The sequence below is a fragment of the Marinimicrobium hydrolyticum genome (assembly GCF_030848505.1).
Taxonomy (GTDB): Bacteria; Pseudomonadota; Gammaproteobacteria; order Pseudomonadales; family Cellvibrionaceae; genus JAVDDU01.
Genome location: NZ_JAVDDU010000012.1, coordinates 85,060 through 106,294, shown reverse-complemented (window position 1 = coordinate 106,294; position 21,235 = coordinate 85,060). Strand labels below are relative to the sequence as shown.

Sequence of the window (21,235 nt, the reverse complement as noted above, 5' to 3'; positions counted from 1 at the left end):
GAGGCTTGCTGAACACTCACCCTGCGCGGCCTTGGACTTGCTTACGAAGCTATCCAGCTATGTATCCTTTCCTGGATTCCGGAGTAATCACACAAAGCCGCTTTTTTCTGTCCTCAAAACCAGAAAGCGCTTGTTTTTTTTGACTAAATCTTTATCATACGCGCCTCTTTTGGGTCGTTAGCTCAGTTGGTAGAGCAGTTGGCTTTTAACCAATTGGTCGCTGGTTCGAATCCAGCACGACCCACCACCTTTGTTCTGCTGTGCTCCGGCGCGGCGCTCGCAAGCCAGTTTGGGTCGTTAGCTCAGTTGGTAGAGCAGTTGGCTTTTAACCAATTGGTCGCTGGTTCGAATCCAGCACGACCCACCATTTCCCTGCAGTCCCCCAATTTACTAACGCACGCCCCAGGATGGGATTTTGAGGCCAGAGCCGCGGTCTATGGTAAAATTGCCAGCTACGTTCTTGCCAGTTACGTTCTTGAGAGGTGCCCCGTCCATGACTGCCGACAAACTGATTTCCGAGCCGGCGTCTTCAGCTGCTAACGCGCTGGTGCGCGAGCATTTGGATCGGGCCTGGAGCGCGCCCCAATATACCCCGGAACAAGAGCGGCATTACCGCCAGCGCATCACTGAACAATTACAGCGTAATAACGCTGTATTGGTGGCTCACTACTACACTGACCCACTGATACAGGCTCTCGCGGAAGAAACGGGTGGCTGTGTGGCCGATTCTCTGGAAATGGCCCGCTTCGGCAAAGAGCACAGCGCCGATACGTTAGTGGTGGCGGGGGTGAAGTTCATGGGCGAAACCGCCAAGATCCTCACGCCTCACAAGCGCGTGCTTATGCCCACTCTGGAGGCCACCTGCTCTCTGGACCTCGGTTGTCCCGCCGACGAATTCTCTGACTTTTGTGACCAACACTCTGATCGCACCGTGGTCGTGTACGCCAATACCTCGGCCGCCGTGAAAGCCCGGGCTGACTGGGTGGTTACTTCCAGTATTGCCCTGGATGTGGTGGATTATCTGGACCGCCGCGGTGAGAAAATCCTCTGGGCTCCAGATAAACACCTGGGCCACTACGTTCAAAAACAAACCGGAGCCGACATACTGCTGTGGGACGGGGCGTGCATTGTGCATGAGGAGTTTAAGGCTCGCGGCCTGGAGGATCTAAAGGCACTGCACCCCGAGGCTGCGGTGTTGGTTCACCCCGAATCGCCCGACGCAGTGGTGGCCCTGGCGGATGTGGCCGGTTCTACCTCACAGCTGATTCGGGCGGCGCAAACGCTGCCCAACAAAGAATTTATTGTGGCCACGGACCAGGGCATTTTGTACAAGATGCAACAGCTGTGTCCGGACAAAACGTTTTACGTCGCGCCCACCGCTGGCAGTGGTGCCACTTGCCGCAGCTGTGCCAGTTGCCCCTGGATGGCTATGAATGCGCTGGAAAATCTCGCCAACGTGTTTGACCGCACTGACAATGAGATCCATGTGGACCCTGACCTCGGGCGCCGGGCAATGATTCCTCTGCAGCGAATGCTGGATTTCAAAAAATAACACACATGCATTTGGCTGTGGGTGGCGCCGAACTTGTACCGGGTCGCGCCTCTCAGTACCATTGCGCCTTTGTTTACGTTAGGGCTTGCGAGTCCAACGATTTGGTCGGAGCACTCTTTTAATGATTCAAGGCAGTATGGTCGCGCTGGTGACCCCAATGGCTCCTGATAACTCTCTGGACTGGGCCAGCCTGCGTAATTTGGTGGACTGGCATCTGGAACAGGGCACCCACGGCATTGTTGCTGTGGGGACCACGGGGGAGTCGGCCACGCTAAGCGTGGAAGAACACCTGGCGGTCATCAATGCCGTTGTGGAGCAGGTCGGGGGCCGCATCCCCGTCGTGGCTGGCACTGGGGCTAACTCGGTAGCCGAGGCCATGGAGCTGACCGAAGGCGCTCGTCAAGCGGGTGCCGACGCCTGTCTGTTGGTAACTCCTTACTACAACCGGCCTACCCAGGAAGGTTTGTACCAGTTTCACAAGTACATTGCGGAACAGGTGCCGATTCCTCAGCTGCTTTATAACGTACCCGCTCGTACCGGCGTCGATATGCTCCCCGAAACCGTACTTCGCCTAGCTGAGGTGGACAATATCATCGGTATCAAAGAGGCCACCGGAGACATGGTCCGGGCCAAAACGCTTATCGAGCAATCGGCCGAAGACTTCATTGTGATCTCTGGTGACGATGCCACGGCGGTGGAATTGATGCTTTTGGGTGGGCAAGGGGATATTTCCGTCACCGCGAATGTCGTACCCAGCACGATGGCTCGTATGTGTGAGTTAGCCATCGCCAAGAACGCCGAGGCGGCACGGGCCCTGAATGAGGAGTTAATGCCTCTGCATCGGGCCATGTTTCTGGAGGCCAACCCCATTCCCGTGAAATGGGCTCTGGCACAAATGGGACTGATTCCGGCAGGTATTCGCCTGCCCATGACGCCTTTGGCGGAACAGTATCACGCTCAGGTTGACACCGCTCTGCGAAACGCCGGGCTGCTATAGAGATTTTTCATGACAATAATGACAGTTAAACAAACGCGATTTTTTTATGGGGTCTTGGCGGCGTTCAGTCTGACCCTCACCGGCTGTGGTGTATTTTTTGGCGATGATGGCTATTTCCGTAATCGCGAAGATGACTATCTCAAGGCCGATAGTTTAGCGCCTCTGAAAGTCCCTCCGCACTTGAACAGCGAGGCGCCTGGTGAGTTGTATGTGGTACCGCCACTGACGGACGACGATCTCAGCTTTGTCGAAGATACCGATCGGTTTAGGGCCCCACGCCCTCGAGCCTTGGCGTTTAATGCCATGGAAGAGCGGGTAAGAATACAGCGCCTGGGCGATGATCAATGGATTTTGGTCAATGTGCAGCCAGGTCAAGTTTGGCCGCAGGTGAGCAATTTCCTGTCTTCGAATCAATTGCGGGTCGCCCGCACGGATATCAATCAAGGCATACTGGAAACCGGCTGGATCTCTTTCAATGAAGATCCCGATGAGGTTCACCGCTTCCAACTCCGTATTGACCGGGGTGTACAGCCGGACTCGAGCGAAATTCACGTGGTGCATATGGGTATGTCTCGCGAAGAGGCTGCAGAAGCAACCGGCTGGCCGAGCCGCTCTATCAGTCGAGAGCGGGAACACTGGCTGGTCGAAGAGCTGGCCCAGAATTTGGCTTCCGAGCAAATTGCCGCCGTGGGTGGCACCTCGCTGGTGGCGCAGGCCATTGGTGGCAGTGCCAAATCTGATCTGAGTATGAGAGATGGTGAGCCAGTTCTGACGTTGCTGTTGAATCGCGAACGGGCGCTCGCCAATTTATCTCATGCCACCCAGCAACAGGGCTTTACCACCCTCGACAGTAAAGTTAGCGCCGGCGTGATTTACGTGGCGTATCAAAAACCAGAAACTCGTGAGCGAGGCCGGTTTGCCCGTTTGTTTGGGCTCAATAAACCCAAGCCTACGCCCACCTCGCCTTACCGGTTGGAGCAACTTCTGGAGCGTCTACCTGAACCCTACGATTCCGTGCCCGAAGCCCGGGCCAGTGAAGCGGAGCGCGCCCGTCCAGACGCCCCTGGTTACTTGTTGGTGCTCAGCTTTACCGATAATGGTGTGGAAGCTCGTATGCGCGACCCTTACGGGCGCAAAATAGCGCCACGTCGCGCCCGGGAATTGTTGACTATCGTGCGGCAAAATTTGATCTAAGGCTGATACTCAATAATCTGACAATCTAGGGATCGACCAGCTATGCGTTTTGCTTCCCTCGGCAGTGGCAGTCGCGGTAACGCCACCCTGGTGGCTTGGGACTCCGGCGCCCTGCTGGTGGATTGCGGATTCAGCATCCGTGAAACGGTGGCGCGCCTGGCGCGCCTAGCCATGACCCCCGACCAGTTGACAGCCATTCTCGTCACTCATGAGCACAGCGACCATATAAAAGGCGTAGCACCCTTGGCGCGCCGCTATCAGCTGCCCGTGTATATGACACCGGGAACCTATCATGCGCGAGACCTGGGTGAGCTGCCGGATTTGCGCCTGATTCACGGTTACACATCGTTCGCCCTTGAAGGTTTACGCGTGACCCCGGTGGCCGTGCCACACGACGCCCGGGAGCCCGCACAGTTTGTGTTTGACTACCAAGAGCGGCGTTTGGGCCTTCTGACGGATTTGGGTAGTATCACCCCACACGTTGAGGCCTGCTATCAAGATTGCGATGCCATGATTTTGGAATCTAACCACGACCCGGTCATGCTGGCCTCCGGTGAATATCCGCCAGCGCTTAAGCGCCGTGTCGGCGGTCCCTGGGGGCATTTGAGCAACCAGCAGGCGGCGGGGTTTTTGGAGCGAATGGATTGTGCTCGATTGCGTCACCTTGTGATGGCGCACATCAGTGAGAAAAACAACAGTGTGGAATTGGCCAGGTCCGTCCTCGGCCCAGTCACTGCCCAAGTGCAAAAGGTGACTTACGCATGCCAAGAGCGTGGCTTTGGTTGGCTTAGTGTACTCTGAGTGCTGGCCGTTTCTATCGATGGTATTTGGAGTAGGGCTTGGCTATCCTGCGCAGTGCGGGCACCGAAAAAGGAGATCTCTGTGATCGAACGCCGTCAGTTTGAACGTACATCCACATCAATTCGGGTTGAGATTGCCAACCCCAGCTTTGGCACCATCATCGGTTTCGCCAAAGATATTTCCGATGGTGGAGCCTTGGTGCAGATTGAACGTCAACCTAACCCACCTGTGGGCACAGAAGTTATGGTCCGGTTCAGAAAAGCCGTAGGACCCATAAATGTTGAGCCTGTGCCGATGAAGGTCGTGCACCAGTTTCGCAACACCATCGGCTTGATGTTCGTCTAATCCAATCTTATCGGCACTGTTCGGGAAGCACGACAGTACCTTCCGCTTGGTTGGCCAACTGGCGTGCATCCCCGCAGGGCAAATCCGGATTGTCACTTAAATCAGCCCGCGCAAGGTGAACCAGGCTCAACAGCGGCGCCGCCGATTGCAACTGGTTTTCTCTGAGTATAAGCACTTCCAACCGGGACAAACGGCGCAGCTGCTCCACGTCGGTCAATTGATTGTTGGCTAGGTTGAGCTCACTGATGTGCCTGAAGCGCTCCAGCCCTTCCAGCGATTCAATTCCGGCGCTGCTGCAGTTGAGGCGGTTAAGCTGCTCGGCAGCGGTAATACTATTGTCCTTAATGGTTTGTTCAACACACCTGTGCAGGGCGCGATCGGCGAGCTTGTAGTCCTTGAATAAGGGTGGGGGGGTATAAACAGTCCGTTCGTTTATATGGAACGAATAGTCGGCACATGCGGTCAGCATAAGGCTGCATAATAGCGCCCCCATGCTGGCAAAAAAGTAGTTCTTCTGCATAAAGCGGCCTATCTTTTGGAGTCACATTTGTACTATTCTGGTGTCCATCTTGGCAGGCTCAAAATTAAATTGCCAGCGGTAGCAAACACCAAGTTTTAACAAAAAAGAGATCTTAAGTTCATATAGAGGATTGACAATGAAATACCTAGTTGTGCTTTGTGCGATTGTATTTTTAACGGCCTGTGCGACCACCGATCCTTACACGGGTGAAGACAAGGCCAGCCGTACCGCCACGGGGGCCGGTATAGGCGCAGTGGCCGGTGCAGTGATCGGCGCGGCCAGCGCCAGCCGATCTGACCGGGCTCGTGGAGCTTTGACGGGCGCGGTGGCTGGTGGTGCTATCGGTGGTGGCGTGGGTTACTACATGGACCGTCAGGAGGCCAAACTGCGCGAAGAGCTTCAGGGCACAGGGGTGCAGGTGCGTCGTGAAGGCGACAAGCTTTACTTGGTAATGCCCGGAAACATTACCTTCGCCACCGGTCGCCACGAGATCCGCTCCGAGTTTTACCCGGTCTTGAACTCAGTCGCCAAAGTGGTAAATGAGTTTAACCAAACCATCGTAGTGGTCAGTGGCCATACGGACTCCACGGGTAGCGCTCAGCTCAATCAGACTCTGAGTGAAAATCGGGCCCAAAGCGTTGCCGATTATCTGGCTGCGCGCGATGTGAGCCGTATGCGCATGGAAACTTATGGCTTCGGTCCGCGCTACCCCGTGGCCACCAACGCAACCGCAGAAGGACGGCAAGAGAACCGCCGGGTAGAGTTGGAGCTGGTCCCCGTCGAGTAACATTGTGGTGACCCCGAAACCGCCCGAGGTAACTCGGGCGGTTTTTTTATACCCATTACGATTAGGATATCGAGCCCCATGACGTCTTCATTTCCTGGTGTAGCGGTGGTTTGCAACGATACCGGAAGCCGCGATCAAGCGGCGCAAGTGGCGCGACGTCTAGAGTGCCCGCTGTTAATGGGGGTGGAACCCAAAGATGTACACGATCTGGACTTCACTCTCGTGTGTGACGCTCAGGGTTTATCGGTACAGCAGACCGGCGCCAAAGCGCCGGGCCCGGTACGTGCCGAATTTGCCAGTGGCAGTGTTGATCATCGGCGCAAATTCGGGGGCGGCAAAGGGCAAATGATCGCCAAGGCCGTGGGCATCAAAGCCGGTATTTATCCGCACATCGTGGATCTAACGGCCGGCCTGGGGCGCGATGCCTTTGTACTGGCAAGCCTGGGCTCTCGATTAACAATGGTTGAACGTTCGCCGCTGGTCCATCTGTTGCTGGAGGACGGTTTACGGCGTGGATGTATGGCGGCGCACGACCCGGAACTGCGAGCGATTCTGAGCCGGATGGAGCTTGTGCATATGGATGGTGCTGACTATGTGCAGCAACTTACCGAAGCGCCTGATGTTATTTACCTGGATCCTATGTTTCCCGAGCGCCAGAAGAGTGCTGAGGTGAAAAAGGAAATGCGCGCTTTCCATCAGTTGGTGGGTAAAGACGAGGACGCCGATACGTTGTTGGTGGCAGCGCTGGACAAGGCCCGCTACCGGGTGGTGGTAAAGCGTTCCCGCAAAGCGCCATTTCTGGCCGGGCGGGAGCCCTCCTATCAACTTGCCGGAAAAACCAGCCGGTTTGATGTTTATGCCCTGTGCAAATTTCCCGAATCCCTCGGCAGCACAGAGCCTTCGGCGGATAGCTAATGGCGGCTATTCTTAACTCAGCACTTCAAGACGCATGGATAGATCTATAGCGCGGCAGTGTTTGGTCAGTGCACCGATGGAAATGTAATCCACACCCGTTGCCGCCAGCTCAGGCAGCGTCTCCTCAGTCACATTGCCCGATGCTTCAAGCTTGGCTCGACCCTCGTTCAGTGCCACAGCCGCGCGCAGATCAGTCAAGGTAAAATTGTCCAACATCACGATGTCTGCCTTGGCACTCAGCGCAAGCTGTAATTCCTCCAGGGATTCCACCTCCACTTCCACCGGCTTGCCGGGGGCGAGCTCCCGCGCGGCCGCCACGGCCAGATCAATACCGCCACAAGCGGCGATGTGATTTTCCTTGATCAAAAATGCATCAAACAGGCCCACACGATGGTTGTGGCAGCCACCGCAAGTGACAGCGTATTTTTGCGCTAAGCGCAGCCCCGGTAGAGTTTTGCGCGTGTCCAACAATTGCACCTCGGTGCTGGCGATTAAACCAGCGTAATGGGCGCTGATGGTGGCCGTGCCAGACAGCGTTTGCACAAAATTCAGTGCCGTTCGCTCGCCGGTGAGCAGGCTTCGGGCTGGGCCCTGTAAGGTGAATAGCACCGTGTTGGCGGCCACCTTATCACCGTCAGCCACCTGCCAGTGAATTTGCACCGCTTCGTCCAACTGACGGAACACCTCCTCTACCCAAAGCCGGCCACAGAAGCAGCACGCTTCGCGTGTAATGACGGTGGCTTTGGCACTGTGTGAGGCTGGGATCAGCTGTGCGGTAATATCACCGCTGCCAATGTCCTCGTCCAGGGCCTGGGAGACGCCATGGCGTATGGCGTCCATCAAGTCTGCAGAGACTAGGGGCATGGGGTTGGCTCCAAAGGCAAAATCAATCGGTGTGGTAGTAGCGCAGGGTCAGTTGATTGCCCCGCTGGGTGAATTCTACCTGCTGCAGTGCGCTCATACCTAAAAGTACTTGGTTTCCACTCATGGCGGGGTTAATACTGGCACTAACGTCGCGCAGGGTGATTTTGCCCAATTCAAGGCTATCGAGACGCGTAGACCGCACTTGAATGCGTCCGTTGGCAGTTTGTGCGTAATGGCGGGCCCCAGCTCTGAGGCCTATGCGCTCAGCCAAATCCTGGCTAACCACCACGTCTGTGGCCCCAGTGTCCAACAGAAAAACAGTCGCTTCGCCGTTGATTGTTCCACTGGCTACGTAGTGGCCAGCGCGGTTGCGCTCCAGTACCACTTCAGTCACGTCAAGGTCCGAAAAACCCCCAGGCTGACGGTTGGGGTTGAGTTGTTTCTGCTCCCGCGCGTTGAAGTAGAGGGTGAGTAAACCCAGCGCAGCCAACCAGGCCAGTACCAGCATTATTCGACCGATCTTGTGGCCGGGAGGGGAGGGCAGAGTCATATATTTGCGTCGATGTCTTATACCGTTAATGGCCGGTTATTTTATTTTTCGAGAAAAAAAACTCTAAGAAAAATAACAAGTTAATCGAAATTGTGATGGGCATCTCGATATTACCATTTGCTTCTGGGATGTGTCTTGGCCTTGGCTATAATTCCTGGCAGACAGCCATTTCGCCGGTCATAGACCACGGTACATCGCCATGAGTGAAAGCAATCCGTCCGGACAAGAAAACGTCGTACCCCTCAAACCCAAGCCCGATCGCATGGCCGCCGTGGCGCTTACCCGCCTGCCTGCCGCCATGCACTCTCTGCGCGATAAAGCTCGGCAACAGCTACAGATGCGTTTACGTGAGCTTTTCGACAAAGCCGACGACGCACTCTTTGAACTCGCCGATCAATCCACAAACAATCAGGAACAAAACCTCTACTTCGACTCCATGCGCGAAGTGCGGTTGCGTCGCCGGACCATGGAGGCGACCTTTTTTCGCCGTATCGATATAGCCTTCGCCCAGCTCCTGGATCCCCAGGCGCACAAAGAGGAGTATTCCACGGGCGATGATATATCGGTGGACGAGCTGTCTCTGGTGCAGAACGACGAGCTGGAGGAGTTGGTAGCGACCGAAGGGATGGTCAATAAGGCCAACGATGAGTTTGCTGAGCCAATTCAGCACTTGATCATGCGCATTGACCACCTGGTACCGGTTAAGGTTTATCAAAAAAATAACCCTCTAGGCGCCAATGTTATTTGCCACGCGTTTACCGAGGCTGCCAAGACCTCGCGCATAGACGTCAAGGCCAAGCTGGTTCTGTTCAAATTGTTCGACAAGCAGGTAATGACGCAACTGGGGAGCCTGTACCAGGGGCTGAATCAACTTCTGATCGAAGCCAATATATTGCCTTCATTGACCCGCGCCCCGCGTATCAAGAAAGGCCCCTCTGGTACTGCCTATGGTGCCGGTGCCAGCGTTAATAACGCTCAGTCTGGTGGAGAGGTTCGGCAGGACGCCCACACTAACGAAGTGTTGCTTACCTTACGCGATCTGCTTGGTGGAGCTGAGCAGGGTCAGGCTCACGGCGTTGGCGGCAGCGGCGGCGGAGAGGTGCTGCAAACAGACGATTTGGTCAGGCTCTTGTCTCAAGCTCAACAACAAGCACCTGCACCGGTAGCCAGCGGCGCGCAAACCGTGAATGTACGTGCCTTACTAAACGGTCTGCTGGGTGGGCAAAGAGATCAACACATCAATCAGGTTGACGAGGACGTCATCAACCTGGTCAGTATGATGTTTGAATTTATTCTCGATGACCGGAACCTGGCTGCCCCCATGAAAGCGCTTTTGGGGCGGTTACAGATACCCATGGTAAAGGTGGCTATCGCGGACAAGTCCTTTTTCAGTAAAGGTGGGCATCCCGCCCGGCGTCTACTGAACGAAATGGCCAATGCGGCTCTAGGTTGGCAGGAGCGGCCCGAGGACTCTGGCCAAAGAACCGACAACCTCTATAAGAAAATGGAGTCGGTAGTCCAAACCGTGTTGTCGGACTTTGAAACCGACATGGGGATTTTTGAACGGCTGCTGCAAGATTTCCGGGCATTTTTGGAGAAAGACAAGCGGCGTGCGCAAATCCTGGAGCAGCGTACTTTGGACGCGGAGGACGGCAAGGCCCGTTCAGAGCGTGCGCGTGCTGAAGTCAATGTGGCACTGGCCAGAATCACCGAAGGTGTTCAGGTCCCTGTCGAGGCCGAGCAGCTGCTGCGCGAAGCCTGGGCCAACGTCATGTTTATTACCTGCCTCAAACAGGGCGCGGATGGCGAAGCTTGGCAGCAAGTCTGCGAAATCGCTGAACAGTTGGTGTGGAGCGTCAGTGCGCCCATGGATAAAAACAATCGGAAGGAGTTGCTCCGGGTGGTTCCTCGCCTGCTGCCCAAACTGCGTGCCGGGTTGGAAGGCATCTCCTTTAACCCTTACAGCATGACTCAATTGTTCAAACAGCTGGAAACGCTGCACCTGTCGCGCTTGCGCGCCCAGGTAGCACCGGCACAGACGGAACCGGCGAACGTAGAGCCGGCGGCTGCCACAGTTGTTGCACCAGCCCCAGTAGCGACAGAAGTGACTGTGCCCGTGACGGAGGCTGACGCGCCCGCTCCCGAGGCCGTTTCTAAAGCTCCTGTGGTGGCGGCTGTCGAAGCCGAAGCAACGCCAGTTGAATCAACTCCCGAGCCTGCCGCGGTCGCCCCTGAAGAGGCAGCGCCATCCGTTGCCGCTCAATCGAGCCAAGAACCGGTTGAGTCCGCTCAAGAGATCACTTTGGTTGAAGGCGATCAACACTTGGCTTTGGTTGGTAATATTACCCAGGGAAGCTGGTTTGAAATGCTGGATGAGAGCGGGCAGGGGTATCGCTGTCGACTCGCCGCCATCATCAAAGCCACGGGCAAATACATTTTCGTGAACCGTTCAGGCATGAAAGTGGCCGAAGAGACCCGCGAGGGGCTGGCCCTGGCCCTGAAGAAGGGGCGCCTGCGGATACTGGATGACAGCATGTTGTTCGATCGGGCCCTGGAGGCTGTGATCGGCAACTTACGTCAGGCCAGAGTCAAATAATTTGGTGAGTGTTGGCAGAGAAGCGGCAACAGTCCGCCAGGGCAGTTGGCGCTTCTTTAATCTGCCTGTATTATCCCCCTTATCATCATAAGGGGTTTTCGTGAACGAGCAGATTCGCAACGGCTGGCTGGCGTCGGCTCAAGCTTGTCCTTCTCCCAACTTCAATCCGCGTCCTGCGGGTTCGGTGGTTAGCCTGTTGGTGATTCATAATATCAGCTTGCCTCCTGGGCAATTTGGCACCGGCTGTGTACAACAGTTTTTTTGCAATCAGCTCGACAGTCAGCAAGACCCCTATTTCGCGACCATCGCCGATTTGCGTGTGTCCTCACATTTGTTTATTGAGCGCGATGGGGGGCTGACCCAGTTTGTTTCCCTGAGCGATCGCGCCTGGCATGCGGGAGCATCAAGCTTTGAGTCCGTGACTAACTGCAACGACTACAGTATTGGTATTGAGCTGGAGGGTTGCGATGATATTGCTTACACTGAGGCGCAGTATCAGCGTTTAGCGGGGGTAACCGCTTTGCTGTTATCCCGTTTTCCAGCGCTTTCGGAGCAGCGAGTGGTCGGCCACCAGGACATAGCCCCAGGGCGGAAAACCGACCCGGGAGAAGCTTTTGACTGGCTGTATTTCCGGTCACTGCTAAAGCAGCATTTATCAACAAACCATAAAATAGAGCCCATATGACTTTTCTCAGTTTGATTGTTGCGTTGGCACTGGTTCAGTGGTGGGGGTCGGGTGCGCCCTTGCAGCGCGACGGCTGGTTTTTTGCCTGGATGGATCGTCTGCAGGGTGTGGAGGCGCTCAACAAAGTGCCCGGTGCCTACAGTCTTACAGCCATACTCGTGCCTTGCTTGACTCTTTGGCTGCTGACATGGGGTCTGGTTGCGTGGCTGTCCCCCATATGGGTGTTTTTTATTGCCGTTCCCGTGTTGCTCTATAGCTTCGGGCGAGGCGATTTCTCGGCTGCGGTCAAAGCCTATTTAGTGGCTTGCAAGCGGGAGGACTCGGTGGCGGCGAGCCAGTTGCTGGAAGAGCTGCGCGGTGGCGTGACCCATGGAACCGATGCCGATGCGGAAGACTGGCAAACGCTTAACCAGCAGGCGCTGGCGGTGATCAGCTACCGTGGGTTCGAACGCATGTTTGCGGTATTGTTTTGGTTCGTAATTTTAGGGCCGATGGGTGCCCTGCTGTACCGGTTGAGCCTCCTGTATCGGGAGCGTTCCCCGGACCGTTTTGTTGAGCGCTGGGTGTGGCTTCTGGAGTGGCCGGTTGTTCGCCTAATGGGGTTAACCTGGGCTATGGCGGGGAATTTTGATACGTGTGTTTCGCACTGGAAGCAAACGGCGCTGAATTTCACGCTCCCCTCTATACAGGTCCTCAGAGGCCAATTGCTGGGAGCCCTGGGAGAGCCGGCGGTTTTGGGCGAAGTCGATGCCGCAGGAACCAACGTGGGATTGGAAGAGCCATTACTGGAAATACCCCTGGAAGATCCCGACCACAGCCGTCGGTTGATTCACGCCAGTTTGCCCCTGTTGTCTCGTTCTCTGCTACTCTGGGTATGTGCGCTGGCACTGGTCACCCTGTTAGTGTGACAACGAAAAAGTTTCAATAGCGAGGTTTCCAATGCCGTCCTTTGATGTGGTTTCTGAAGTCGACAAGCACGCGTTGACCAACGCTGTGGATCAGGCCAGCCGCCTGATAGGTAACCGGTACGATTTTAAAGGGGTTGATGCCAGTATTGAGCGCAACGACTACCAGGTGATTCTCACGGCTGAGGCTGACTTCCAGGTGCAGCAGCTGCTAGATGTGCTTCAAGGTGCACTGTTAAAAAACGGCATTGATATCGTTTGTCTGGATATTCGCGAGCCCAAAGCATCCGGCAAACAGGTCAAACAAGAAGTGTTCGTACGTACGGGCCTGGAGTCCGACCTGTGCAAGAAAATTGTCAAAATGATCAAGGACAGCAAGCTAAAAGTTCAGGCCCAGATTCAGGGTGAACAGGTGCGTGTTACTGGCAAAAAGCGTGATGACCTGCAGGCGGTTATGGCAACTTTGCGTGAAGCAGAGGGAATCGATATGCCTTTGCAGTTTTCCAATTTTCGCGATTAATCGTACCGAACAACGCATGGCACCATCCATGCTGGCGCCCACTGGGTGAACTGATAAGTAACTGAGATTTGCATGTCCGAGATTCCTTCCGTGCCCCGTCGCTCATGGGGGCAGGCCCTACGTATTTATTTTCACCCGCGCGTGGCCTCCATGCTGTTTTTGGGGTTTTCCGCGGGTTTGCCTTATATGCTGGTTTTTACCACGCTCACCGCGTGGTTGACGGAGGCCGGCGTAGCCCGCGCCAGCATCGGCTTTTTCAGTTGGATCGGGATTACCTATTCCATCAAGGTGCTCTGGGCGCCGGTGGTGGATCGGGTGCAGCTGCCGCTGCTGGGCCGCTTGCTGGGCAAGCGCCGCAGCTGGATGCTTCTCGCCCAATTGTTGATTGCGGGTGGATTGGTGGGCATGGCCATGACCGACCCGGTGCAGGACCTAGCTTGGATCGCGATCTTTGCGCTGCTGGTGGCCTTCGGGTCAGCCACTCAGGACGTGGCGATTGATGCCTGGCGCATCGAGGCGACCTCGACGGAGCGTCAGGCCGCCATGTCCGCCGTTTACGTATTCAGTTACCGGATGGCTCTCCTGGTGGCCGGGGCTGGGGCCCTGCATATGGTGGGCTGGGTGAATTGGCCGGGGGTTTATCTGGTCATGGCAGCACTCATGGGTGTGGGTATGTTGACCGTCCTCTTGTCGGCCGAGCCCAAGGTCGCTCGCCAGTCCGATGCGGTTTTCCTGGAAGAGCGAGTTCAGAATTATTTGGCGCGCAGCGAGCATGTGCCTCCCACCGTCAGGTCCACAGTCGCCTGGCTGATTGGCGCGGTAGTGTGTCCGTTTGTGGATTTCTTTACGCGCTATGGCCGTCAAGCCGTGGTGCTACTGTTGGTGGTGGGTACCTACCGGATCTCTGATATCAGCATGGGTGCCATGGCCATGCCCTTTTATCTGGATACCGGCTTTTCGAGAGCCGCCATTGCCAATATCACCGGTATTTACGGTGTTGCCATGACGGTTTTGGGGGGCGTAATTGGAGGCCTGCTAGTACCTCGTTATGGACTCATGCCGGTCTTACTGGCGGGAGCGATGCTGTCGGCGGCCACCAACTTGCTGTTTTCACTGATGGCAATAGTCGGGCCAGAGACTTGGATGTTGATCATTACCATCAGTGGCGACAACTTTTGCGGTGGTTTGGCCATGGCGGTGCTGATTGCCTGGATGTCCAGCTTGGTCAACAGCGCCTATACGGCCACGCAATACGCACTTTTTAGTTCGCTGATGACTTTACCTGGAAAATTTATTGGTGGATTCAGTGGTGTTGTCGTGGAAAGCCACGATTACTTTCTGTTTTTCATTTACGTAGCACTCATTGGTGTCCCCGCGATTCTATTGGTGGCGTATCTGATGTGGAAACCCTCCCTGCCGCTATCCTCAACGCCTAAAGAAGTTGACGTGTTGTCACGAAAAGTCTCGTAAAAGGTTGATTTTACAGACCTACTTGATTTGGCCATCTATCGCGGCTATGTTAAAATGCGTCAGCGATCGGGCCAGCTGAACAATTTCGTCCGTCAGGCAAGAACCGATAACACGGCCAGAGATCCCGGCTGAGGGCAAGGAATACCGCTTCTCTACCCAGTTGAACGCGCTAGCTGAGCGGGCGCAGACATTATTCCTGATTAACCAGTGGACTAGAATCCGGTCTTGGCCGAATGCCGGAGCGGATGAGCCTCTACGGCACATCGTTAATACGCCCTCAAAGGTACGTGTGTGACGCGACAGAGCTTGTATTTATTATTGCTCTTGCTGATGGTCGGCCCCAGTTGGGCGAGCACTCTGGAGTTGCGCAACGGTGATCGCCTCTCCGGTGAGTTTATGCGAGCCGACGAGACGCACATCTACTGGGCGTCGTCAAAGTTCGGCACTCTCAGGGTGGACAAGGCCGATGTGGCCGACATCGCCACCACTAAGCCTCTAAAAATTCATGGCGTCAGAACCCCGTGCCTAATCGAGGGTATGGACGATGAGCACCTGCTCTACATCTGCGGTGGTGATGCAGAACCGCGGCGGGTACCATTGGTTTCAATAGCCGTTATCGCCCCCTACAAGAATTTTATTCAAGGTGTATACAGCTACAAAGGTCGAATCAACTTGTCCGGTATTTACGCCCGGGGCAATGACGTTCGGGATGACTGGGTGTTGACCTCCAATGTGGAGTACCGCCGTCATGATTGGCGGCACACGGCGCGCGTGGAATACGCCAGCTATTCGAGGCAGCGCCGATCCTCCGACGTTAAATGGGGCGGTCGTTACGGTTTGGACTGGTTCTTTCGAGAGCGCTGGTTCTTGAACAATGAAATTCGTTACGGTGCTGACGAATTGCGTGCCTTGGATCGTTACTACAACTTTTCCAGCGGTGCCGGTTTCCAGTTCTGGGAGAATCCCACAACGGCATTGTCACTCACGGGTGGTTTGGCCTACGTGGGGGAAGTTTATCGAGAGCCGGATCAGCCCCCAGAGGATTTCAATCGCCGCGAAGAACGTACCGCCTGGCGCGTAGGGTCGGACTTTCGCTACAGACTACCCATGAACGTGTCTCTTTTTCACAAAAGTGAAATGGTGTTGGCCACCGAGTCTGGCGGAGACTGGCAACTCACCTCGTCCACTGGGGTCAGTACCATGATTGCGGCACGCCTGTACTCGGAAGTTAAAATCGACTACAACGTCGACAATCGTCCCCAGCAAAACACCAGGCGGGAAGATACACGCCTGCAGATCGGGCTCAATTACGAGTGGTAGTCTGCACAATGAGCTGTAACGGAGAAGGGATCCTATGCGCTTGCTAGTACTGTTTCTGGTCATTCCTTTGCTGGAGATTTGGCTGCTCATTCATGTGGGCGGGTATGTCGGTGCCGCGCCCACCGTGGCGCTGGTGGTACTCACCGCTGTGGTGGGTGTTACCGTGATTCGCCTGCAGGGATTGAGCGCCCTCACGCGCGCCAATGCACGCATGAGGGCAGGAGAAGTCCCTGCTCAGGAAATGGGCGAAGGCCTGATTTTGGCGCTCGCCGGTGTATTACTGCTCACCCCCGGTTTTGCGACCGATGCCGTTGGTTTTGCCTGCCTGATTCCTCCTTTGCGTCGTCGCCTGTTGGCTCCCTGGTTGCGTAAACTAGGCCGGAGCCAGCAATGGCCACCGCATTCTGGCCCATCCGAGTCGGGTCGAACCCTGGAAGGCGAGTATCGCCGCGACGACGATGAGCGTTTAGACCGCGACCCCGACTCACGCAAATAGAGCACATATTTTTTCCATCAGCTGTTGAAATACCCTCCCGCTGTCCCCAATAACCTACCCACTGCTGGTTCTAGCCTGACGCCCAAAGGTATCTGGGCGGGGCGGAGCGGCGGGCCTTGAATCCTATGGGTTCGCCGCCATATAGGCATCATTCCGGGTCACCCCGGCTAATTCAGTGTTTAACACGCTAGTTTGGAGAAGAAAATCCATGAAAATTCGTCCTTTACACGATCGCGTTGTGGTTCGCCGCAAGGAAGAAGAGCAAAAAACCTCTGGTGGCATTGTGTTGCCGGGTTCCGCTAAAGAGAAGCCTAACCAAGGTGAAGTGCTGGCGGTGGGCAGTGGCCGAGTGTTGGATAACGGCGAAACCCGTCCCCTGGATGTAAAAGTGGGCGACGTGGTGGTTTTTGGTAAGTTCGCTGGTAGCGACACCATCGAAGTTGACGGCGAAGAGCTGGTTATTCTGAGCGAAAACGACATCAAGGCCGTGCTGCTCTGATCCGCCTCAACCATCGTCTAAACCAAACATCTCAAACAGTTTACTGGAAGGAAAAGTAATATGTCAGCGAAACAAGTGAAATTTGGCGATAGCGCCCGTCAGGGTATGCTCAAAGGAGTTAACCTCCTGGCCGACGCGGTAAAAGCGACACTCGGTCCCAAAGGCCGCAACGTAGTGATTGAGAAATCCTTTGGCGCTCCCACCATCACCAAAGATGGTGTTTCCGTAGCCAAGGAAATCACTCTGAAAGACAAATTTGAAAACATGGGTGCACAGATGGTGAAGGAGGTTGCTTCACGCGCCTCTGATGACGCTGGCGACGGCACCACCACCGCTACCGTTCTCGCGCAAGCCATTGTCACTGAAGGCCTGAAAGCCGTGGCCGCGGGCATGAACCCCATGGATATCAAGCGCGGCATCGACAAAGCCATCACGGCGGCCGTTGCGGAAGTAAAAAGCTTGGCCAAACCTTGTGCCGACAGCAAATCCATTTCTCAGGTCGGTACCATTTCCGCCAACTCGGATGCTGACGTGGGCGCCCTGATTGCCAGTGCCATGGAAAAAGTGGGCAAAGAAGGTGTGATCACTGTGGAAGAGGGCTCCAGCCTGGAGAACGAGCTGGACGTCGTGGAAGGTATGCAGTTTGATCGCGGTTACCTCTCTCCCTACTTCATCACCAACCAGGACAACATGTCCGTTGAGCAGGACGACCCTTACATCCTGCTGGTGGACAAGAAAATCTCCAATATTCGCGAGCTCCTGCCGACTCTGGAAGCGGTTGCCAAGGCCAACAAGCCACTGGTAATTGTGGCTGAAGACGTAGAAGGCGAAGCGCTGGCCACTCTGGTGGTTAACAACATGCGCGGTATCGTGAAAGTTGCGGCCTGTAAGGCACCTGGCTTCGGTGATCGTCGCAAAGCCATGTTGCAGGATATCGCCATCTTGACCGGCGCTACCGTGATTTCAGAAGAAGTTGGTCTGGACCTGGAAAACACCACTTTGGAGCACCTGGGTCGCGCCAAGCGTGTCACCATGTCCAAAGAGAACACCGTTATTGTTGATGGCGCTGGCAACAACGCCGACATCCAGGCGCGTGTTCAGCAGATTCGCACCCAGATGGAAGACACCAGCTCCGACTACGATCGCGAGAAGCTACAAGAGCGTGTTGCCAAACTGGCGGGCGGTGTGGCTGTGATCAAAGTAGGTGCAGCCACCGAAATGGAAATGAAAGAGAAAAAAGCCCGTGTTGAAGATGCTCTGCATGCAACACGCGCCGCGGTGGAAGAGGGTGTTGTACCTGGTGGTGGTACCGCGCTGCTGCGTGCCGTTGCAGCCCTTGCCGGCCTGACGGGTGACAACGAAGAGCAAACCGCTGGTATCTCTATCGCACGTCGCGCTATGGAAGCACCACTGCGCCAGATCGTGGCCAACGCCGGTGCCGAGCCGTCTGTAGTGGCTGATCAAGTGAAGAAAGGCGAAGGCGCCTACGGCTACAACGCGGCCACTGGCGAATTCGGCGACATGCTGGAGATGGGTATTCTCGACCCGGCCAAAGTAACTCGTACTGCTCTGCAGGCGGCGGGTTCTATTGCCGGCTTGATGATCACTACCGAAGCGATGATTGCCGACGAGCCGGACGATGACAAAGGTGGCGCTCCAGATATGGGCGGCATGGGTGGTATGGGCGGCATGGGCGGCATGATGTAATTTGCCGTTCGCCTTCTGCCAAAGCACTGGACAAGCTCCAGTGCTTTGGTGCTTTAAGTGAGCTATACTGCCTCATCCCAAATTTGCAATTCCTACAGTCACCAGGCTCCCTGAACGCTTGGAGCTGATAGCCTCCAACGCAGCTGTGCGAACGTTGGACGCAAAATCTCTGCGGCTTGGCCGCTTCACACTCATAACCGTATCCAGGAGAGAATCGTTATGGCCTTCGAACTACCCGCATTGCCTTACGCAAAAGACGCTCTGGCACCTCACATCTCTGAGGAAACCCTTGAGTATCACTACGGCAAACATCACCAAACCTACGTCGACAAGCTTAACGCGGCCGTTCCCGGCACCGAGTTTGAAGGCAAAAGCCTTGAAGAAGTGGTTAAGACCTCCAGTGGCGGCGTATTCAATAATGCCGCTCAGGTGTGGAACCACACCTTTTACTGGAACTGCCTGAACCCCAACGGCGGCGGTGAGGCCAAAGGCGCCGTCGCGGAAGCGATCAACAGCGCATTCGGTTCTTTTGCTAAATTCAAAGAAGAGTTCACCAACTCGGCGGTCGGCAACTTCGGTTCCGGTTGGACCTGGCTGGTGAAAAAGTCTGACGGTAGTGTGGCCATCGTCAACACCAGCAACGCGGAAACACCGTTGACGGACGACAGCGTCACCACTTTGCTGACCGCTGATGTCTGGGAACACGCCTATTACATTGACTACCGCAATGCCCGTCCTAAGTACATGGAGGCCTTCTGGGCTCTGGTAAACTGGGACTTCGTCAACGAGAACTTCGCTAAGTAAGATGCCGCTCGGCTGACAGAAACCAGGCTCCGGCGTCGTCGGTGCCTGGTTTTTTTTGTCTCTGAACTAAAGGGCACTTACGCCGGTCTTACAGGTCAACCTGGGCCAATGGACCTGTCGCTTATGGAGTAAAGCCGTCTGGTTCCTTAAGACGGCTTGTGGTGTGAACCTTCAATTTTGCTCCTATAGCTGCTATAAATCGCACCGTTGGGCTTTTCCCGCTTTTAGAGTCAGCACAATTATGGAACGTAAAGAACCTACCCTCTCCGGAATCGCGCCGGATAAAGATGAAATCGAAGCGCGCCAGGAACCGAAGCCCAGTGGCCCCGAGCGGCCCAAGAGCGCTCGGCCTACCGGAACCCGCCCCCCATCACCTCCGCCACCAGCGTCTTCTGGCTCAAGCGCCCTGGTATTTGTAGCCTTGTTTTTGGCTCTGGCTGGCGTGGCCGGCAGCGGCTATCTCGGTTGGCAGTTTTATGAGGCTGAGCAGGAGTTGGCGCAGTCAGAAGCACGTATTGCTGATCTGGAGCGCCGGCTGGATGTGACTTACGATGAGTCGGTGGATTCCATCGAGGCGGTGCAGGCTAAACTTCAGTGGGCGGACTCCGAAATTCGCAAGCTATGGGGCGTGTCTCACGATACCAATCGCCGCAACATCAACAACAACCGTGAGCAAATTGAGGCTTTAAAGACCGAGCTGGGCACAGTGCGTGGAAATGCTAATTCTGCTCGCAGTGCAATCACCGGGCTCAATGAGTCACTGACTGAAGTGAAAGCGGCGGTAACCAGTCTGGAAGGTGGGCTTGGTTCTATTGATGAGCAGCGCCGGCGACTGCAAAACTTGGAGGAGCAGCTGGATCAGTTTGGCGATCGGATCGCCCAGTTGAGTGCTTTGGCCAGCCGCGTTGAAACCAATGAGGAAGCCATTGCGGCTATCGACTCCTACCGCCGTAGCATCAACCGCGACCTTATGGCGCTCAAAGATCAATTGGCGCAGCAGTAAAGCTTTCGAATCTATATTCCTCAGTGCTAAACCGGAAAAGCTTCGTAAGCAAGCCTTCGGGCCGCGCAGGGTGAGTGTTCAGCAAACGTCGTGAACCCAGTCCCCACGCGCTCTCAGTGTTTCGGGACACTTCCCACTTCACTGTGGTCGTCCATGGGGACTCGAAAGCTTAGGCAAGTGATGTACTCTGTAAGGTTATTTGCGGGCAATTCGCAGGAGGCTTTTCGAAAACGCCGTGGACCCAGCCCCTGCGTGCTCCCGGCGCTTCGGGGCACTCCTCGCATCCCTGCGCGAACCAAGAGCTTGCTTACGAAGCAGCTAGTTCGATTGCGCGGAAGGCTGCGCTAATCGCTGTCGTGACGGTTAGCGCAGCGAGTCTCAAAACGCCCTATAACCTTTCCGGGCTTTATATTATTCAGTGATGTCCAGTTCGCAATGAGGGTGACCTCAGGTCGGGCTGGTTATTTATGGCTCCAGCCGAAAGACTTATTACTTTTCGCGAGGTCAGGTTCCACTGATCAATGGCATTTTCCAACTCGTTGCGATGCGGCCCCTTGGACTTGCAGCTCTGACAAACAATGCAGAAGCTGGGTCCGTTTTGCGTAATGTGCAAGTGCCCGCTCAAGCAGAACGGGCAGGGTTCAATTGCGCTCGCCATAGGCTAACACTCCAAACGGTAGGTGCGGAAAGTGTGTTTTCGAGGGG

General features: G+C 55.5%; 22 protein-coding genes and 2 tRNA genes. 20 read left to right on the top strand and 4 right to left on the bottom strand.

What is annotated here, in order from left to right:
• The first annotated feature begins 171 nt into the window (after positions 1-171).
• The 7 genes from RBH33_RS16485 to RBH33_RS16455 all read left to right on the top strand — a co-directional run bounded on the left by RBH33_RS16485 (position 172) and on the right by RBH33_RS16455 (position 4,889).
• A tRNA-Lys gene (locus RBH33_RS16485) sits at positions 172-247 on the top strand.
• Positions 248-291: 44 nt separating this feature from the next.
• A tRNA-Lys gene (locus tag RBH33_RS16480) sits at positions 292-367 on the top strand.
• A gap of 126 nt (positions 368-493) precedes the next feature.
• Positions 494-1,552, top strand: a complete 1,059-nt coding sequence (nadA, locus tag RBH33_RS16475) for a quinolinate synthase NadA (protein ID WP_306733313.1) — start codon at positions 494-496, stop codon at positions 1,550-1,552.
• Positions 1,553-1,673: 121 nt separating this feature from the next.
• Positions 1,674-2,549, top strand: coding sequence for a 4-hydroxy-tetrahydrodipicolinate synthase (gene dapA, locus RBH33_RS16470; protein ID WP_306733312.1), 876 nt, complete (start codon positions 1,674-1,676; stop codon positions 2,547-2,549).
• A gap of 9 nt (positions 2,550-2,558) precedes the next feature.
• The gene (gene bamC / locus RBH33_RS16465) at positions 2,559-3,743 is read left to right on the top strand and encodes an outer membrane protein assembly factor BamC (RefSeq protein WP_306733311.1); all 1,185 of its coding nucleotides are present in this window, start codon (positions 2,559-2,561) and stop codon (positions 3,741-3,743) included.
• 42 nt (positions 3,744-3,785) lie between these two features.
• Entirely contained in the window at positions 3,786-4,544 is a 759-nt protein-coding gene (locus RBH33_RS16460; RefSeq protein WP_306733310.1) for an MBL fold metallo-hydrolase, read from the top strand.
• A gap of 81 nt (positions 4,545-4,625) precedes the next feature.
• Positions 4,626-4,889 (top strand): PilZ domain-containing protein, encoded by a 264-nt coding sequence (locus RBH33_RS16455; RefSeq protein ID WP_306733309.1) that lies wholly within the window; start codon positions 4,626-4,628, stop codon positions 4,887-4,889.
• A 7-nt stretch (positions 4,890-4,896) separates the two neighbouring features.
• Here RBH33_RS16455 and RBH33_RS16450 read toward each other — a convergent pair whose 3' ends face one another.
• A complete protein-coding gene (locus tag RBH33_RS16450) occupies positions 4,897-5,409 on the bottom strand; it encodes a leucine-rich repeat domain-containing protein (RefSeq protein ID WP_306733308.1) in 513 nt (170 codons plus the stop codon).
• 136 nt (positions 5,410-5,545) lie between these two features.
• On the opposite strand from RBH33_RS16450, the gene RBH33_RS16445 reads away from it, so the two are divergent.
• Together RBH33_RS16445 and RBH33_RS16440 are read left to right on the top strand one after the other, a co-directional pair.
• Positions 5,546-6,196: a YiaD family glycine zipper/OmpA-like lipoprotein gene (locus tag RBH33_RS16445; protein WP_306733307.1), complete on the top strand. Its 651-nt coding sequence runs from the start codon at positions 5,546-5,548 to the stop codon at positions 6,194-6,196.
• 78 nt (positions 6,197-6,274) lie between these two features.
• Positions 6,275-7,111, top strand: a complete 837-nt coding sequence (locus RBH33_RS16440) for a class I SAM-dependent methyltransferase (RefSeq protein WP_306733306.1) — start codon at positions 6,275-6,277, stop codon at positions 7,109-7,111.
• 12 nt (positions 7,112-7,123) lie between these two features.
• On the opposite strand, the gene nadC is transcribed toward RBH33_RS16440, so the two are convergent.
• Positions 7,124-7,975, bottom strand: a complete 852-nt coding sequence (nadC, locus tag RBH33_RS16435) for a carboxylating nicotinate-nucleotide diphosphorylase (protein WP_306733305.1) — start codon at positions 7,973-7,975, stop codon at positions 7,124-7,126.
• 22 nt (positions 7,976-7,997) lie between these two features.
• Complete coding sequence (locus RBH33_RS16430; RefSeq protein ID WP_306733304.1) at positions 7,998-8,525, bottom strand: retropepsin-like aspartic protease family protein; 528 nt, start codon at positions 8,523-8,525, stop codon at positions 7,998-8,000.
• A gap of 199 nt (positions 8,526-8,724) precedes the next feature.
• Between RBH33_RS16430 and RBH33_RS16425 the strand changes: the two genes are divergently transcribed.
• From RBH33_RS16425 to RBH33_RS16375, 11 genes are all read left to right on the top strand, one after another.
• Positions 8,725-11,121 (top strand): DUF1631 domain-containing protein, encoded by a 2,397-nt coding sequence (locus tag RBH33_RS16425; protein WP_306733303.1) that lies wholly within the window; start codon positions 8,725-8,727, stop codon positions 11,119-11,121.
• Between the two features lie 100 nt (positions 11,122-11,221).
• A complete protein-coding gene (ampD, locus tag RBH33_RS16420) occupies positions 11,222-11,806 on the top strand; it encodes a 1,6-anhydro-N-acetylmuramyl-L-alanine amidase AmpD (RefSeq protein ID WP_306733302.1) in 585 nt (194 codons plus the stop codon).
• Entirely contained in the window at positions 11,803-12,714 is a 912-nt protein-coding gene (ampE, locus tag RBH33_RS16415) for a regulatory signaling modulator protein AmpE (protein ID WP_306733301.1), read from the top strand. The genes ampD and ampE overlap by 4 nt, the downstream gene beginning before the upstream one ends.
• Positions 12,715-12,745: 31 nt before the next feature.
• Positions 12,746-13,231, top strand: a complete 486-nt coding sequence (locus RBH33_RS16410) for a YajQ family cyclic di-GMP-binding protein (protein ID WP_306733300.1) — start codon at positions 12,746-12,748, stop codon at positions 13,229-13,231.
• 72 nt (positions 13,232-13,303) lie between these two features.
• Entirely contained in the window at positions 13,304-14,701 is a 1,398-nt protein-coding gene (locus RBH33_RS16405) for an AmpG family muropeptide MFS transporter (protein ID WP_306733299.1), read from the top strand.
• A gap of 291 nt (positions 14,702-14,992) precedes the next feature.
• Positions 14,993-16,021: a DUF481 domain-containing protein gene (locus RBH33_RS16400; RefSeq protein WP_306733298.1), complete on the top strand. Its 1,029-nt coding sequence runs from the start codon at positions 14,993-14,995 to the stop codon at positions 16,019-16,021.
• Between the two features lie 34 nt (positions 16,022-16,055).
• Entirely contained in the window at positions 16,056-16,517 is a 462-nt protein-coding gene (locus RBH33_RS16395; protein WP_306733297.1) for an FxsA family protein, read from the top strand.
• Positions 16,518-16,725: 208 nt separating this feature from the next.
• The gene (groES, locus tag RBH33_RS16390) at positions 16,726-17,016 is read left to right on the top strand and encodes a co-chaperone GroES (RefSeq protein WP_306733296.1); all 291 of its coding nucleotides are present in this window, start codon (positions 16,726-16,728) and stop codon (positions 17,014-17,016) included.
• A gap of 60 nt (positions 17,017-17,076) precedes the next feature.
• Positions 17,077-18,723, top strand: coding sequence for a chaperonin GroEL (gene groL, locus RBH33_RS16385; RefSeq protein ID WP_306733295.1), 1,647 nt, complete (start codon positions 17,077-17,079; stop codon positions 18,721-18,723).
• A gap of 219 nt (positions 18,724-18,942) precedes the next feature.
• A complete protein-coding gene (sodB, locus tag RBH33_RS16380; protein ID WP_306733294.1) occupies positions 18,943-19,527 on the top strand; it encodes a superoxide dismutase [Fe] in 585 nt (194 codons plus the stop codon).
• A gap of 241 nt (positions 19,528-19,768) precedes the next feature.
• Positions 19,769-20,530, top strand: a complete 762-nt coding sequence (locus tag RBH33_RS16375) for a hypothetical protein (RefSeq protein WP_306733293.1) — start codon at positions 19,769-19,771, stop codon at positions 20,528-20,530.
• 415 nt (positions 20,531-20,945) lie between these two features.
• Here RBH33_RS16375 and RBH33_RS17780 read toward each other — a convergent pair whose 3' ends face one another.
• Positions 20,946-21,188 (bottom strand): Lar family restriction alleviation protein, encoded by a 243-nt coding sequence (locus tag RBH33_RS17780; protein WP_373568283.1) that lies wholly within the window; start codon positions 21,186-21,188, stop codon positions 20,946-20,948.
• Positions 21,189-21,235: the final 47 nt, after the last annotated feature.

Coding starts and splice junctions, on each gene's coding strand:
- nadA (WP_306733313.1), top strand. CDS start 494: ATGACTGCCGACAAACTGATTTCCGAGCCGGCGTCTTCAGCTGCTAAC.
- dapA (WP_306733312.1), top strand. CDS start 1,674: ATGATTCAAGGCAGTATGGTCGCGCTGGTGACCCCAATGGCTCCTGAT.
- bamC (WP_306733311.1), top strand. CDS start 2,559: ATGACAATAATGACAGTTAAACAAACGCGATTTTTTTATGGGGTCTTG.
- RBH33_RS16460 (WP_306733310.1), top strand. CDS start 3,786: ATGCGTTTTGCTTCCCTCGGCAGTGGCAGTCGCGGTAACGCCACCCTG.
- RBH33_RS16450 (WP_306733308.1), bottom strand. CDS start 5,409: ATGCAGAAGAACTACTTTTTTGCCAGCATGGGGGCGCTATTATGCAGC.
- RBH33_RS16445 (WP_306733307.1), top strand. CDS start 5,546: ATGAAATACCTAGTTGTGCTTTGTGCGATTGTATTTTTAACGGCCTGT.
- RBH33_RS16440 (WP_306733306.1), top strand. CDS start 6,275: ATGACGTCTTCATTTCCTGGTGTAGCGGTGGTTTGCAACGATACCGGA.
- nadC (WP_306733305.1), bottom strand. CDS start 7,975: ATGCCCCTAGTCTCTGCAGACTTGATGGACGCCATACGCCATGGCGTC.
- RBH33_RS16430 (WP_306733304.1), bottom strand. CDS start 8,525: ATGACTCTGCCCTCCCCTCCCGGCCACAAGATCGGTCGAATAATGCTG.
- RBH33_RS16425 (WP_306733303.1), top strand. CDS start 8,725: ATGAGTGAAAGCAATCCGTCCGGACAAGAAAACGTCGTACCCCTCAAA.
- ampE (WP_306733301.1), top strand. CDS start 11,803: ATGACTTTTCTCAGTTTGATTGTTGCGTTGGCACTGGTTCAGTGGTGG.
- RBH33_RS16410 (WP_306733300.1), top strand. CDS start 12,746: ATGCCGTCCTTTGATGTGGTTTCTGAAGTCGACAAGCACGCGTTGACC.
- RBH33_RS16405 (WP_306733299.1), top strand. CDS start 13,304: ATGTCCGAGATTCCTTCCGTGCCCCGTCGCTCATGGGGGCAGGCCCTA.
- RBH33_RS16395 (WP_306733297.1), top strand. CDS start 16,056: ATGCGCTTGCTAGTACTGTTTCTGGTCATTCCTTTGCTGGAGATTTGG.
- groES (WP_306733296.1), top strand. CDS start 16,726: ATGAAAATTCGTCCTTTACACGATCGCGTTGTGGTTCGCCGCAAGGAA.
- groL (WP_306733295.1), top strand. CDS start 17,077: ATGTCAGCGAAACAAGTGAAATTTGGCGATAGCGCCCGTCAGGGTATG.
- sodB (WP_306733294.1), top strand. CDS start 18,943: ATGGCCTTCGAACTACCCGCATTGCCTTACGCAAAAGACGCTCTGGCA.
- RBH33_RS16375 (WP_306733293.1), top strand. CDS start 19,769: ATGGAACGTAAAGAACCTACCCTCTCCGGAATCGCGCCGGATAAAGAT.
- RBH33_RS17780 (WP_373568283.1), bottom strand. CDS start 21,188: ATGGCGAGCGCAATTGAACCCTGCCCGTTCTGCTTGAGCGGGCACTTG.